Raw genomic sequence first — 12,680 nt, forward strand, 5'->3', positions numbered from 1 at the left:
AATAGTCCTACATCGTCTTTCAAAAGCTTCCTCTAGCCTGACGACCCTTAATGTTCTTGAGCCGGTTTCTACCTGGCGCGTTGCTATTGGAAAGCTTGCCATGCCGAACAAAGCACTCCGTATCTTGATTGCCGACCCACACCATGCTCATCGAATCGTGCTGGAGCGCCTGTTCAATCAACAGGGCTATTTCCGGATTGTCCCCGTGAGCCATGTGCAAGAGTTGCTGACGCTGGTGGAGTACGGCAGCGAGCCCTTCGACCTGATTGTCGTCAATGCCGGGCTGGCAAGCGGGGCGTTGGACTTGCACGATTTTGTTATCTATAGCCCACAGGTTCGTCACGGGATGATTTACAACGCGCAACCGGCCAGCCTGTCGCCGGTGCCTGTCGCGCGCCGATCGAGCATGCACCTGAGCCAGGCGCCACTGCCTGACCTTGCCTCCCTGCGGCGCCTGATGGAGCGGGTCGACCCTCAAGCCAGTGAGTCGTTGCAACCGTGGACGCGTGCCCTCAGGCAGGGCCGTGGACGCTGAGGAAGACCGCTGGTCTGCACTGTCGGATCTGACAGGTGGCAGGACCTGGCGCTTGTGCAAGAGTCCGGTGCAGTCATGGCGCCGGTGCCGTTTGTAATGACCTGGGGAATTGCCTTGAAAGACGTGTTGATCGTGGATGACCACCCTGTCATACGAGGGGCGCTGCGGCTTATTTGCCAGAATGAGGCGTTCACCCACATCCGGGACGCCAGCGGCACGGCTGATGCCAGGGCCCTCATCAAGGAGTGCGCGCCGGACCTGGTGATCCTCGACCTGGTGATGAACGGTTTCGATGGCCTGGACCTGCTGGTCTGGATCATGGCCCAGTTCCCTGAATGCAGCGTGCTGGTGTTCACTTCCCAGGATGCGCAGCACTTCTGCAACCGCTGCATCTCGGCCGGGGCCCGAGGTTTTGTGACCAAGAAAAGCGACCTCAAGGAACTGACCAAGGCCATCCAGGCCTTGAAATCCGGTTATGCCTATTTTCCACAAATGTCCGTCAGGCTGGATTTTCAGCAACGCAGCGAACAGCAGGCCCTGGAAAGCCTCTCCGCCCGCGAGTTGTCCATCCTGCGCATGCTGGCCATGGGCATGCGCGGCAAGGACATCGCCGAAAGCCTGTTCCTGAGCCCAAAAACCGTCAGCACCTACAAGACTCGGCTGTTGGAAAAGCTCGGCCTGAAATCCTTGGTGGGGCTGTCGGAGTTTGCCAAGCGCAATCACCTTTGAATGAGTTACACCAAATAATGTGGGAGCGAGCCTGCTCGCTCCCACAGTTTTTTGATCGCTGTTCTCTAAATAGAACGCTAAGGCCGGTTTTTGCAGTCTAGTGCTGCAAAGGTGTCGGTTCTAAGCTGTGTCCATTGAATCGCAGCGCCTGATTTTTGGAGACACAGCATGAAAAACATCATCGGCCTCTACACCAGTCCGCGGCCCCATTGGGTCGGCGATGGCTTCCAGGTTCGCACGCTGTTTTCCTATGACAACCTGGGCAAGCACGTCAGCCCGTTCCTGCTGCTGGACCACGCTGCCCCGACTGAATTCACGCCCACCACCGAGCGTCGTGGCGTCGGCCAGCACCCGCATCGCGGTTTCGAAACCGTGACCATCGTCTACCAGGGCGAACTGGAGCACCGTGATTCCACCGGCAGCGGCGGCAAGATCGGTCCCGGCGACGTGCAATGGATGACCGCCGCGTCCGGCATCATCCACGAAGAGTTCCACTCCGAAGCCTTCGCCCGGCAGGGCGGGTTCATGGAGATGGTCCAGTTGTGGGTCAACCTGCCTGCCAAGGACAAGATGGCCCCGGCCGGCTACCAGACGATCCTCAAGGGCGACATTCCGAACATCGCCCTGAAAGACAACGCCGGCAGTCTGCGCCTGATCGCCGGGCGCTTCGAAGGGCATCAAGGCCCCGCCAGGACCTTCACGCCTATCGATGTCTGGGACATCCGCTTGAATGCCGGGAAAAACCTCATTCTCGACCTGCACGAAGGCCACAACACCGCCTTGGTGGTCTTGCGAGGCTCGGTCCAGGCCAATGGTCGCGAACGGGTCGAGGCCGGGCAGATGGCCCTGTTCGACCGGGCTGGCGACCAATTGAGCCTGCAAGCCAATAACGACGCGGTGGTGCTGCTACTCAGTGGCGAGCCGATCGACGAACCCATCGTCGGCCATGGTCCGTTCGTGATGAACAGCGAGCAGGAAATCCACCAGGCCTTCAACGATTTCCACTCCGGGCGTTTTGGCCGGATGGACGACTGACGCGAAACAACAGCCACCCAGAACCCAGTGTGGGAGCGAGCTTGTGTGGGAGCGAGCTTGCTCGCGATAGCAGTCTGATAGTCGATGAGTCATTGGCTGATACACCGCAATCGCGAGCGAGCTCGCTCCCACAGGAGTTTTGTGAGGAGCTCTACAGCGTGGTCATTCTGTGCCAATCTTCGCCAATCGCCTTCCTGGAGCTGTCCCGATGCTGTCTCTGATCTCCGAGCACCCGCTGCTCTGTTCCCTGGCGCTGCTGGTGCTCGACCTGTTGATGTGGCGCCTGGTCAGTGCGGATCGGATCTATTGGAAAGTTGGCGCAAGGCTGGTGATTTTTTCGCTGTTCAGCGTGCTGCTGTTCAACGAAGGCCTCAACCCCATGGTCCCGGCGCAGTGGGTCGAGGATGTGCCGCGGCACCTGGCCGCGACCGGCCTGCAGATCGCCTGGTGGCTGTTTGCCGCGCGAACCCTGACGGTGCTGATCGGCGCGGCGATGATGCAACGGGTCGGCCATACCGGGCGGTTGTTGCAGGACTTGCTCGGCGCGGTGATTTTCCTGATCGCCGTCATCGCCGCAATGGCCTATGTGCTGGATTTGCCGGTCAAAGGCGTGCTGGCGACGTCCGGTGCGATGGCGATCATCGTCGGCCTGGCCTTGCAGAGCACCCTCAGCGACGTGTTCTCCGGGATCGTGCTCAACACCACCAAGCCTTATCAGCTCGATGACTGGATTTCCATCGACGGCACCGAAGGCCGGGTCACTGACATCGACTGGCGAGCCACGCGCTTGCAGACCTCCCAGGGCAGCATGGCGGTGATCCCCAACTCGTTGGCGGCAAAGGCCAAGGTCATCAACTTCAGTCGACCCAGCGACGTCCATGGTTTGTCCATCAGTATCCAGGTCAGCCCTCACGCGCGGCCACAAACCGTGATCGACGCGTTGGAGCGGGCGATGATCGGCTGTCGTTCCTTGCTCGCCGTCCCGGCCCCCTGCGTGACGCTCAAAAGCAGCGGCAGTGGCGGGGCGGAGTACGAGATCAGCGGGTTCGTTGCCTCCATGGCCCAGAAACGCACGGTGCGCAACCAACTGTTCGACCTGGCGTTCCGGCATTTGCAGGCGTCGGGCGTGAGCCTGTTGTCCACCAGTGAAAGCGCGGTGCCCCAGGAGGTGTCGCGACCCAGGGCCTTGCTGGAAAGCTCGAACATTTTCTCTACCTTGCGCCAGGACGAGAAAGATACCTTCAGCCAGAACATGACCCTGCAGACCTTCCGTGCGGGTGATGTGATCCTGGCGGCCGGGGAGGTCAGCGATCATCTGTTCATCATCGAGTCCGGAGTGGTCAGCGTGACCCTCATGCGCAACGGCCAGCCACTCGAGGGCGGGCGCATGGGGCCGGGGGAGGTGATCGGCGAAGCCGGGATCGTCGCCGAGCAGGCGGCGCTGGCGAATTTTTCCGCCAAGACTTTCTGCACCCTGTACCGCATCGAGAACAGCTACCTCAAGCCTTGCCTCGAAGCCCGTCGCGACATCAACGACGCGATGAAAAACCTGCTGGACGTACGCATGCACCTCGCCCAGAACCTGACCCGCGAAGCCCCCAAGCCGGTCGCCAAGAAACGCTTCCTGCAGTGGTTGCGCAATCGGGCTTGAACCGTATCTGAACGACAAGCACCGCTCCCTCGCTGTGTGGGAGCAGAGCTTGCTCGCGAAACCGGCGCCTCGATCTCTGAAGGACTGCATCGCACCCATCGCGGGCAAGCCTTGCTCCCACAATCCCCTCGCCACGATAGATTCGTGTTCTTCTCAAAGGATCAGCATCGGTCTCCCATTGGCCACCCGAACTTCCCAACAATTGGCTATTTGTACCGCGCCACTGCACGGCTAACGTAGCGCCACACCCAATTGTTCTGGAGTTCACCATGCAACCGCGCATCGATTTCTACACCGCGTCCCCTGACGCTTTCAAAGCCATGCTGGCCCTGGAAACCGCCGTCTCGAAGCTGGGCCTGGAGAAGTCCCTGCTGGAGCTGGTCAAGCTGCGCTCCTCGCAAATCAATGACTGCGCCTTCTGCATCGACATGCACACCGCCGATGCCCGCAAGGACGGCGAGACCGAGCGTCGGCTGTACGCCGTGACTGCCTGGCGTGAAGCGCCGTTCTTCACCGGCCGTGAGCGCGCCGCTCTGGCCTGGACCGAAGCCCTGACCCGCCTGAGCGACACCCATGCCCCGGACGCGGACTATGCCCTGTTGAGCGAGCATTTCAGCCCCAAGGAAATGGTCGACCTGACCGTGGCGATCAACGCCATCAATGGCTGGAACCGCTTGGCAGTGGGCTTTCGCAAGATGCCTGAGGCGTAATCAGAAGAAAAATACCTGTGGGGGTGAACCTGTGGGGGCAAGCCTTGCTCCCACAGGTCCGTGGAGGCCTCAGACCTTCAACACTTTGCCACTGGCCGCCACCGCCACCAGCGATATCGCAATCAACCCGAAGGCAATGCTCAGGCTGCTGCCATGGGCAACGAAGCCGATCAGCGCCGGGCCGGCAAGGATGCCGGCATAGCCGATGGTGGTGATGGCCGGAACAGCGATGGCCTCTGGCATCAAGGTCTGTTTGCCGACGGCGGTGTAGAGCACCGGCACGATGTTCGAACACCCGGCGCCCACCAACGCATAACCCAGCAGTGCGGCTTGCCACATCGGTGCGAGGGTTGCCAACAGGAATCCGGCTGCCGCGATCGATCCGCCATAGATGATCACGCGTTTGGCCCCCAGGCGATGCACCACTGAATCGCCGGTCAGCCGGCCGACGGTCATGGTCAGCGCGAAGGCGGCATAACCGAGTCCGGCATAAGCGGTATCCACTGCGCGTTCGGTGGTCAGGAACACGGCGCTCCAGTCCAGCACCGCGCCTTCGGCCAGGAACACGATGAAGCACAGGATGCCGATAAACAGCACCACGCCGTGGGGAATGGCGAACGCCGGTCCCGAGCTTTCGCTGCCGTAGGGCAGCAGGTGCGGCGCAGCCTTGAACAACGCCACCAGCAGCACCCCATTGACCACCAGCGTCGCTCCCAGCGGCGAAAGCCCCAGGCCAAGCAGGGCACTCACACCCGCCGCGCCAATGATCCCGCCGAGGCTGAACATGCCGTGGAAACCCGACATCATGGTCTTGCCACTGGCCCGCTCGACAATCACCGCTTGCAGGTTCACGGTCGAGTCCACGGTGCCGAGCCCGGCGCCAAACAGGAACAATGCGGCCACCAGCCAGGGCAGGGAGGTCATCGTCGCCAGCAACGGCAACGCCAGGCAGATCAGAATCGTGCCGCCGCTAAGCACCCGCCGGCAGCCGAACCGCGCCGCCAGCGCGCCGGAAATCGGCATCGCCAGGATCGACCCGACCCCCAGGCATAACAGCAGCAACCCGAGGGTGCCTTCATCCAGGTTCGCCCGCACCTTGGCGTAAGGCACCAGCGGCGCCCAGGCGGCGATGCCGATGCCGGCGATGAGATAGGCGATGCGGGTGGACATCTGTTCCAGGCGTCCGGGAATAAAGGTGGGCGGGGGCGTAATGGCAGTCATGAAACGTCCTTGGCTTTCGGGCGGTGTGGTGCGGTGCGGCGGGTAGGGGCCTATGCTTGCATATCCACTGACCGCACTGCGACCCCAAGGTGCCGGCCAACGTGCAGGCTTTGCTCTCACAGCCTTTGCCAGCATAAAGTACCGGCCCCTGCTGGCTGATACCGGGTTTGGTCCATGACGAAGTTTTACGACGCGCGCGGCAATATCTATGGAGTCGTTTCACCGCAGCAGGTCCGTGACCACGGCATTGGTCTGCCCCAGTCAGCCGTCCAGGCTGCCCAGGCACGTGAGTCCTGGGCAACGGCTGCCGTGCACGCGTTCTGCGCCTGGGCACCGGATGAGGCGCCGCCGGACGCCAAGGCCCATCGCAGTGACGGCCTGTTGATCGGTCCGTTCCAGAGCGAACCGCCTTTTGATCTGTTGATCGTCAACACCGACGGCACTCTGGCCGAGCGCAGCGGCAATGGCCTGACGATTTTCTCCCAGGCGTTGCAAGCGCAGGGCTTGATGCCGGGCGCGGGGGAGTGTGTGCTGCAGGTTCATCACGATAAACCCGACGGCTTGTCACCGTTGCAAACCTCGGTTCGTGCCGCTGAGTTCGACGGCGTTCAAGGCTTCTGGCTGGACCTGGGCAAACCGTTGTTCGGGGTCCAGGCTGTTGGCGCCCAGGAGGTCGAGAGCGTGCTGTTCAACCAGTGCGATGTCAGCCGTGTGGCGGCGCTTCACCAGTTGAACCCAGCGTGGGGCCACAGCCAGTTCGTGAGTATCGGCAATCCTCATTGCGTGACGCTGGTGGCGGGTGTCGAGGCGTTGCCGGGCAATTCGCAGATGCGTGCTGCGGCGCTGTCGCAAAGCCTGACTCGGATTGCTTATGCGGCGCCCGGTGGGGCCGGCGTCCCGTGCCCGAGGGGGGTGAATCTGCAATGGGCCTGGCACGAAGCCGAAGGGCGAATCGCGGCCCGGGTGTTCGAGCGAGGTGAGGGACCCACGGCTTCCTCGGGCACCAGCGCCAGTGCCGTGGCCAGTGCGGCGTGGCGGGTGGGCTGGGTGCAGGCGGGGGCGGTGAGTGTGGTGATGCCGGGGGGCACTGCGCCGATTTTGCTGGAAGAAGAGGCGGGTGAGTTGGTGCGGGTCAGGCTGTTTGGGACGGCGCGGCTTGTGTCGTAGCGTTTTCTGGATGTTTTGCGGTGTGGCCGATGCCGTCTTCGCGAGCAAGCCCGCTCCCACAGTGGATCGGTGTTGGACACAACATTCATGTCCACTGAGGATCCCCTTGTGGGAGCGGGCTTGCTCGCGAAGGCGGCAGTACATCCAACCTGGATGCAACTGACCCACCGCTATTCAGTTCAACTGCTGCGCAAACTCCACCACCGGCATCTGCCGCTTCATCAGCACTTGGCCGTTGCGTATCGAGTAGAGCGGCAAGCCCTGGCTGCGGATCACTTCGTAGTCACTGTCTGCCGACAGGATCAGCAGGTTCGCCGGGCGCCCGGGTTCCAGGCCGTAGCGCTCGCCCAGGGCCATGGCCTTGGCGCTGTTGTCGGTGACCAGGTCCAGGGCGCTTTGCAGGTTGCGGTAGCCGAGCATGTGGCAGATGTGCAGGCCGGCTTCGAGGACCCGCAGGATGTTGCCGTTGCCCAGCGGGTACCACGGGTCGACGATGGAATCCTGGCCGAAGCACACGTTCATCCCGGCTTCGAGCAGTTCGTTGACCCGGGTGACACCGCGGCGTTTGGGGAAGTTATCGAAGCGCCCTTGCAGGTGAATGCTTTCGGTCGGGCACGAGACAAAGCTGATGCCCGAGTGCCCGAGCAGGCGGAACAGTTTGGCGCAGTAGGCGTTGTCGTAGGAGCCCATGGCCGTGGTGTGGCTGGCGGTGACGCGCGCGCCCATGTCGCGGCTGCGGGCCTCTTCGGCGAGCACTTCGAGGAAACGTGAGTGCGGGTCGTCGGTTTCGTCGCAATGCACATCCACCAGGCAGCCGGTGCGCTCGGCCAGGTCCATGAGGAATTTCACCGAGCTGACGCCCTGGTCGCGGGTGTACTCGAAGTGGGGGATGCCGCCCACCACGTCGGCGCCCATGCGGATGGCTTCTTCCATCAGCTCGCGGCCGTTGCGATAGGACTCGATGCCTTCCTGGGGAAACGCGACGATTTGCATGTCGATCAGGTGACGGCTTTCCTCGCGCACCTCCAGCAGCGCCTTGAGCGCCGTGAGCTCGGGGTCGGTCACGTCGACGTGGGTGCGCACATGCTGGATGCCATGGGCGGCGAGGGCCTGGATGGTTTTCTTGGCGCGGGTCTTGGTGTCTTCCTCGGTGATGGTGGCCTTGCGTTCGCCCCAGCACTCGATGCCTTCGAACAGCGTGCCGCTCATGTTCCAGCGCGGTTCGCCGGCAGTTAGGGTCGCGTCCAGGTGAATGTGCGGTTCAACGAAGGGCGGGACCACCAGGTTGCCGCCGGCATCGAGGTCTTCCGGGCCGAGGCTGGGTGCCTCGGTCTGGCGGGCGATGTTGGCGATCAGGCCGTTTTCCAGGTGCAGTTCATGCAAGCCTTCACGGTTACGCAGACGGGCGTTGATGATGTGCATCAGGCGAATCCTTTAGAGGTCTTGTAGGGGCGCATCAGCGGTGCGAGTACCCATTACGCTGATCAATAGCACATACGTTAGCGCGCCGGCAGCGATTCCTACCAGTGGCGCGACCCATGGCGAATTGAACGCCGCGACGGTGCCAACCCCATAGGCCAACAGCCCGGGCCAGTTGAACGCCGGCAGTTGCGCCTCGGCCAGGCGCGGATAACGACCACGCCAGCGGAAGAAGAAATCGGCCATGATTACCCCGCCGATGGGTGGGATCACCGTGCCCAGCAGAATCAGGTATGGCACCAGCAGATCGTACATGCCCAGCAGCGCCAGCAGCGTGCCGATCACCGCACCGCCCAGGGTTACGGTTTTGCGCCGGCGGGTGCGCAGCAGGTTGCAACCGGCCACGGCGAAATTGTAGATGGTGTTGTCCTGGGTGCTCCAGATGTTGAGCAGCAACATGGCCATCGCTGCCATGGCGAAGCCCTGCAACAGTAGCACCTCGACCACGTCCGGCTGCTGATAGACGATGGCCCCGTAGGCGCCGATCAGCACCATCAGGCCGTTACCCAGGAAGAAGCCGATCAGGCTCGCCAGCACCGCGACCTTCGCCGAACGGGAGAATCGCGTCCAGTTGGTCGCCTGGGTCGCGCCGCTGACGAAGGTGCCGAACACCAGCGTGATGGCGGTGGACCAGTCGAGGCTGCCCGTCGGCACTATCGCTAGCAAGCCGTCGAGGCCGCCGACCTTCACCGTCGCGACCCACATCGACAGCATCAACAGCAACATCATCGCCGGCACGGCGATGTAGGAGAGGATTTCCAGCCCGCGATAGCCGATGTAGGCCGTGGCACAGAAGCCCAGGCCGAACAGCACCATCAACCCGAGCACGGTGCCCTCGCTCAATTCGAAATACTTGCCCAGCACCACCGCGGCAGTCGCCGTGCCCCAGGCGTACCAGCCAATCTGCGTGAGCCCCAGGATCAAGTCACTGAGCTTGCTGCCCACCTCGCCGAAACAGAAGCGGCCCATGAGCACCGAATTGAGCCCGCTCTTGAAGGCGATGTAGCCCAGGCCTGCGGCGTAGAGGCCCAGCAGCAGATTGCCGATGACGATGATCGTGAGCATTTCGGCAAAACCGAACGCCACCCCCAGCTTGCCGCCGGCAAACATGGTGGCGGTGAAAAAGGTGAAACCCAGCAGCACCATGGCCGTGGAGGCCAGGCCCTTGCGAGCGTGCATCGGGACTTCGCTCAAGGGATAGTCATTGCCCGGATCGTTCTGAGTCATGTGGCGGTCCTTGCGGATGAGGGATGTCGCAAGCTTGCAGCGGCCGTGCCAAGCGAGTGATCGCGAGGTTATTTATAGACAATCTTTGGGATTGGGTGGGCGAAGGGATCGAAAGCGGTGCGGCGGTGATTCAAGTTGGAACACAGCTCTCATTGCCGATGATCCAGCCTCCCACAGGGGGAATGCGGTGTGCTTCAGGTTGAGGGGGGCAACGCCAGGAATCGCAACACCGCCGCGACGATAGCCTCCGGCGCGTCTTCCTGGACCAGGTGCCCGGCGTTCGGAACAGGGTGGAACTGTGCACTTGGAATCAGCTTGTGCAGGGCCCGCCCGCGCTCGATGGGGATCCATTGGTCATCCTCGCCCCACAGTATCTGGGTCGGGCAGCGTACGGTCGGGTATAGACCCTCGGCTTCGCGGGTATAGCGCTCGTCCATCTGCGCAATCTGCCGGTAGAACGCCGCCTGGCCCGGCTCGCCAAGCCACGGCTGCACGTAGGGCGCCAGCTCTGCGTCCGGGATGTCCCGTTTGATCGCGCCGCGGATATAGGTTGGCACGATCGCCCGCTGGATATAGTCGGGCAGGCCGCTGAACGCCGCTTCATGCTGGCGTACATGCTGGACAAAGGGTGAACCCCAGGGCGACAGGGCCACCGGGTCGATCAGGGTCAGGCTGCGGTAGTCCTTGCCATTGAGCAGGTGCGTGCGCAGGGCTGTGGCGCCGCCAAAGTCATGGGCCACCACGTCCGGGCAATCCAGGCGCCAATGCTCCAGCAGTTGGGCGAGCAACTGGTTCTGCACGCCGAGGGACACATCGGCATCGGGCTGCGCGGACTGGCCATACCCCAGCAGGTCGAAGTAATGCACCGTGTGAGTGGCGAAGAACAGCGGGGCGATGCGGTGCCACACGTAGGAAGAGAAGGGCGTGCCGTGGACAAACACCAGCGGCGGGCCATCGCCGTGGATGGCGTAGCGGATGGGGTGTCCGGTGAAGTCGTAAACCTGATCCAGCGGCCAGTGGGTCATGCTCGATACTCCCTGAAAATGGCTCAGGGGACCAAGCATAGGCCAATGCTGACGGGGTAGGGTAACCCCAATGGTGGCGCTAGATTTTGTGGGAGCAAGGCTTGCCCGCGATGCAGGCGCCTCGGTTCCAGAGAGGCTGTGTCATCTTCATCGCGAGCAAGCTTTGCTCCCACAGGCGGACTCCCACAGGTGTTATTCGCCGTGGTAGATGCAACCGCTGGTGCAGGTCTCATGGATGCGGATGGCGCTGAGTTCCGGCAGCAATGGCTTCAGTTCATTCCAGATCCACTTGGCCAGGACCTCGCTGGTGGGGTTTTCCAGGCCAGGAATGTCGTTGAGGTAGTTGTGGTCCAGGCGCTCGTAGAGCGGCTTGAAGATCGCCTTGATTTCCGAGAAGTCGCGAATCCAGCCCGTGTGCGGGTCGATGTCGCCGCTCAGGTGGATCGCCACCTTGAACGAGTGGCCGTGAAGGCGGCCGCACTTGTGGCCGTCCGGCACGTGGGGCAGGCGGTGGGCGGATTCGAAGGTAAACTCTTTGAAAATTTCCACAGGTTCGGGCTCTTTAGATATCGGTCGCGAGGCAGGCGGCGGAGTTTATCAGTTTGATAACGGCGTTGCGCGACCGTGCTGACTAAAGGGTCAGCAAACGCTCGCCCAACCCGCCGTTGGCCGTCAGCTCCAGGAACTCATCACCGAGCCGGCGGCTCTCGTCCATCGCCGTGCGCCAGTACTGGCGGCGGCTCGGGTCATCGCCCATGAAGCGCTTGAAGTCGTTGCGGTCTGGCAGTTTGCCGTAGGGCAGGCGCGCCAGGTATTCACGGGACGGCGCCAGCAACAGCACGTCTTGCAGGCGATCGACGTTGCCCCGGCGCCACGGCAGGCCCTTGTCGAACCAGCCGGGAATGACCCGGTCGGTGAAGTGTGGGTACAGCACGATGTCCTCGCCGCTGTACGGCAGGTCGAGGTGGTAGTCCAGCAAACCGCCGTCGCGGTAGGTGCCGGCACCGGCACCCGGCAGGTCGCGCACGCCTTCCATGACCATCGGGATCGAGCCTGAGGCCAGCAGGGCCTGGCGCAGGTTGCCGGCGGCCAACGGAACGAAGCGCGACGGAAAGTCATTCAACGGATGCAGGGGCGGGGCCAGGCGCGGGTCATGGATGATCAGCCGTTCGAAATGCCGCGACAGCCGTGCCCGGCCTCGCAGGTTGTCGGCGATCACCGACGACAAGCCCAGGCCCAGTCGGCCGCGATGATCCTGGGCCAGCAGGCCGTGGCTCTTGACCACCATGATGTTGAGCCGGTATTGCAGGTTATCGAGGATCGAAGCGTCGCGGCCGTCGAGCAAATCATCGAGCATGCGTTGCGAGCTCTGGCTGACCCCGGCCATGGTCACGCCTTTGGCGAAGCTTTGTTCGTTGTACAAGGTGCCCAGGCGCCGGATGCCCTCGGCGGCGTCCGGCAGGCAGGCGCTGGCGAAGCGCCAGGCACCCACCGAGGCCCCGATCAGCGAGCGCTCCCGGGGCGCGGCGGGCAGCCATTCGCCGAACAGCGCCAGGTCCAGCCCCTGGATGCCCAGGGCCTTCGGACCACCGGCAGCGCCCGGCAGGATGCCGACGTCGGCGGCGTTCAAGCCGGCCTGGCGAATCCGCCCGAATGCACGCGGGCCGGCCTTGAGGGTGAGCGCGGGAAACTTGATGTGGATGGCGGTCATACCGGTCTCGAATACGGGTAAGCGGCTGATTATAACGATACAAAACCCTGTGGGAGCGAGCTCGCTCGCGATGGCGGTGGAACTGTCACTTCAATGTCTACTGACAGACTGCTATCGCTAGCAAGCTCGCTCCCACATTGATGTGGGTTCCATGATGGCGATTCAGTTTCAGTTAAGTTCACCCCGATAC

Annotated in this window: 12 protein-coding genes; 6 read left to right on the plus strand and 6 right to left on the minus strand. The window is 62.7% G+C overall.

Annotated elements, in window-relative coordinates; all coding sequences use genetic code 11:
• Positions 1-100 precede the first annotated feature (100 nt).
• The 5 genes from AB4O22_RS05865 to AB4O22_RS05885 all read left to right on the plus strand — a co-directional run bounded on the left by AB4O22_RS05865 (position 101) and on the right by AB4O22_RS05885 (position 4,660).
• A complete protein-coding gene (locus AB4O22_RS05865; RefSeq protein WP_028236688.1) occupies positions 101-535 on the plus strand; it encodes a response regulator in 435 nt (144 codons plus the stop codon).
• Between the two features lie 114 nt (positions 536-649).
• Complete coding sequence (locus AB4O22_RS05870) at positions 650-1,264, plus strand: response regulator transcription factor (RefSeq protein WP_039012891.1); 615 nt, start codon at positions 650-652, stop codon at positions 1,262-1,264.
• A 168-nt stretch (positions 1,265-1,432) separates the two neighbouring features.
• Positions 1,433-2,299 carry a pirin family protein gene (locus AB4O22_RS05875; protein WP_039012681.1) on the plus strand — a complete coding sequence of 289 codons (867 nt, stop codon included), beginning with the start codon at positions 1,433-1,435 and terminating at the stop codon, positions 2,297-2,299.
• A 208-nt stretch (positions 2,300-2,507) separates the two neighbouring features.
• Positions 2,508-3,950 carry a mechanosensitive ion channel family protein gene (locus tag AB4O22_RS05880; RefSeq protein WP_223472986.1) on the plus strand — a complete coding sequence of 481 codons (1,443 nt, stop codon included), beginning with the start codon at positions 2,508-2,510 and terminating at the stop codon, positions 3,948-3,950.
• 269 nt (positions 3,951-4,219) lie between these two features.
• A complete protein-coding gene (locus AB4O22_RS05885; RefSeq protein ID WP_223472985.1) occupies positions 4,220-4,660 on the plus strand; it encodes a carboxymuconolactone decarboxylase family protein in 441 nt (146 codons plus the stop codon).
• A gap of 69 nt (positions 4,661-4,729) precedes the next feature.
• Here the strand turns inward: AB4O22_RS05885 and AB4O22_RS05890 are convergent, their stop codons facing one another.
• Positions 4,730-5,881: an MFS transporter gene (locus AB4O22_RS05890; protein WP_003203927.1), complete on the minus strand. Its 1,152-nt coding sequence runs from the start codon at positions 5,879-5,881 to the stop codon at positions 4,730-4,732.
• A 174-nt stretch (positions 5,882-6,055) separates the two neighbouring features.
• Here AB4O22_RS05890 and AB4O22_RS05895 point away from each other — a divergent pair, with 174 nt between their 5' ends.
• Positions 6,056-7,048, plus strand: a complete 993-nt coding sequence (locus tag AB4O22_RS05895; RefSeq protein WP_460095991.1) for a diaminopimelate epimerase — start codon at positions 6,056-6,058, stop codon at positions 7,046-7,048.
• Between the two features lie 174 nt (positions 7,049-7,222).
• On the opposite strand, the gene codA is transcribed toward AB4O22_RS05895, so the two are convergent.
• The 5 genes from codA to AB4O22_RS05920 all read right to left on the minus strand — a co-directional run bounded on the left by codA (position 7,223) and on the right by AB4O22_RS05920 (position 12,490).
• Positions 7,223-8,470: a cytosine deaminase gene (gene codA / locus AB4O22_RS05900; protein ID WP_027912968.1), complete on the minus strand. Its 1,248-nt coding sequence runs from the start codon at positions 8,468-8,470 to the stop codon at positions 7,223-7,225.
• Between the two features lie 12 nt (positions 8,471-8,482).
• Positions 8,483-9,754, minus strand: a complete 1,272-nt coding sequence (gene codB, locus AB4O22_RS05905; protein ID WP_027912969.1) for a cytosine permease — start codon at positions 9,752-9,754, stop codon at positions 8,483-8,485.
• A 194-nt stretch (positions 9,755-9,948) separates the two neighbouring features.
• Entirely contained in the window at positions 9,949-10,779 is an 831-nt protein-coding gene (locus AB4O22_RS05910) for an alpha/beta fold hydrolase (RefSeq protein ID WP_460095992.1), read from the minus strand.
• A 192-nt stretch (positions 10,780-10,971) separates the two neighbouring features.
• On the minus strand, positions 10,972-11,328 hold the full coding sequence (gene queD / locus AB4O22_RS05915) for a 6-carboxytetrahydropterin synthase QueD (protein ID WP_003203918.1): 357 nt from the start codon (positions 11,326-11,328) through the stop codon (positions 10,972-10,974).
• A gap of 82 nt (positions 11,329-11,410) precedes the next feature.
• Positions 11,411-12,490 (minus strand): hypothetical protein, encoded by a 1,080-nt coding sequence (locus tag AB4O22_RS05920; RefSeq protein WP_028236689.1) that lies wholly within the window; start codon positions 12,488-12,490, stop codon positions 11,411-11,413.
• Positions 12,491-12,680 lie beyond the last annotated feature (190 nt).

It is taken from the genome of Pseudomonas sp. S3_B11 (genome assembly GCF_054667715.1).

Bases quoted from the DNA above. Each gene is read 5' to 3' on its own strand.
- AB4O22_RS05865 (WP_028236688.1), top strand. From the start codon at position 101: ATGCCGAACAAAGCACTCCGTATCTTGATTGCCGACCCACACCATGCT.
- AB4O22_RS05875 (WP_039012681.1), top strand. From the start codon at position 1,433: ATGAAAAACATCATCGGCCTCTACACCAGTCCGCGGCCCCATTGGGTC.
- AB4O22_RS05880 (WP_223472986.1), top strand. From the start codon at position 2,508: ATGCTGTCTCTGATCTCCGAGCACCCGCTGCTCTGTTCCCTGGCGCTG.
- AB4O22_RS05885 (WP_223472985.1), top strand. From the start codon at position 4,220: ATGCAACCGCGCATCGATTTCTACACCGCGTCCCCTGACGCTTTCAAA.
- AB4O22_RS05890 (WP_003203927.1), bottom strand. From the start codon at position 5,881: ATGACTGCCATTACGCCCCCGCCCACCTTTATTCCCGGACGCCTGGAA.
- AB4O22_RS05895 (WP_460095991.1), top strand. From the start codon at position 6,056: ATGACGAAGTTTTACGACGCGCGCGGCAATATCTATGGAGTCGTTTCA.
- codA (WP_027912968.1), bottom strand. From the start codon at position 8,470: ATGCACATCATCAACGCCCGTCTGCGTAACCGTGAAGGCTTGCATGAA.
- codB (WP_027912969.1), bottom strand. From the start codon at position 9,754: ATGACTCAGAACGATCCGGGCAATGACTATCCCTTGAGCGAAGTCCCG.
- AB4O22_RS05910 (WP_460095992.1), bottom strand. From the start codon at position 10,779: ATGACCCACTGGCCGCTGGATCAGGTTTACGACTTCACCGGACACCCC.
- AB4O22_RS05920 (WP_028236689.1), bottom strand. From the start codon at position 12,490: ATGACCGCCATCCACATCAAGTTTCCCGCGCTCACCCTCAAGGCCGGC.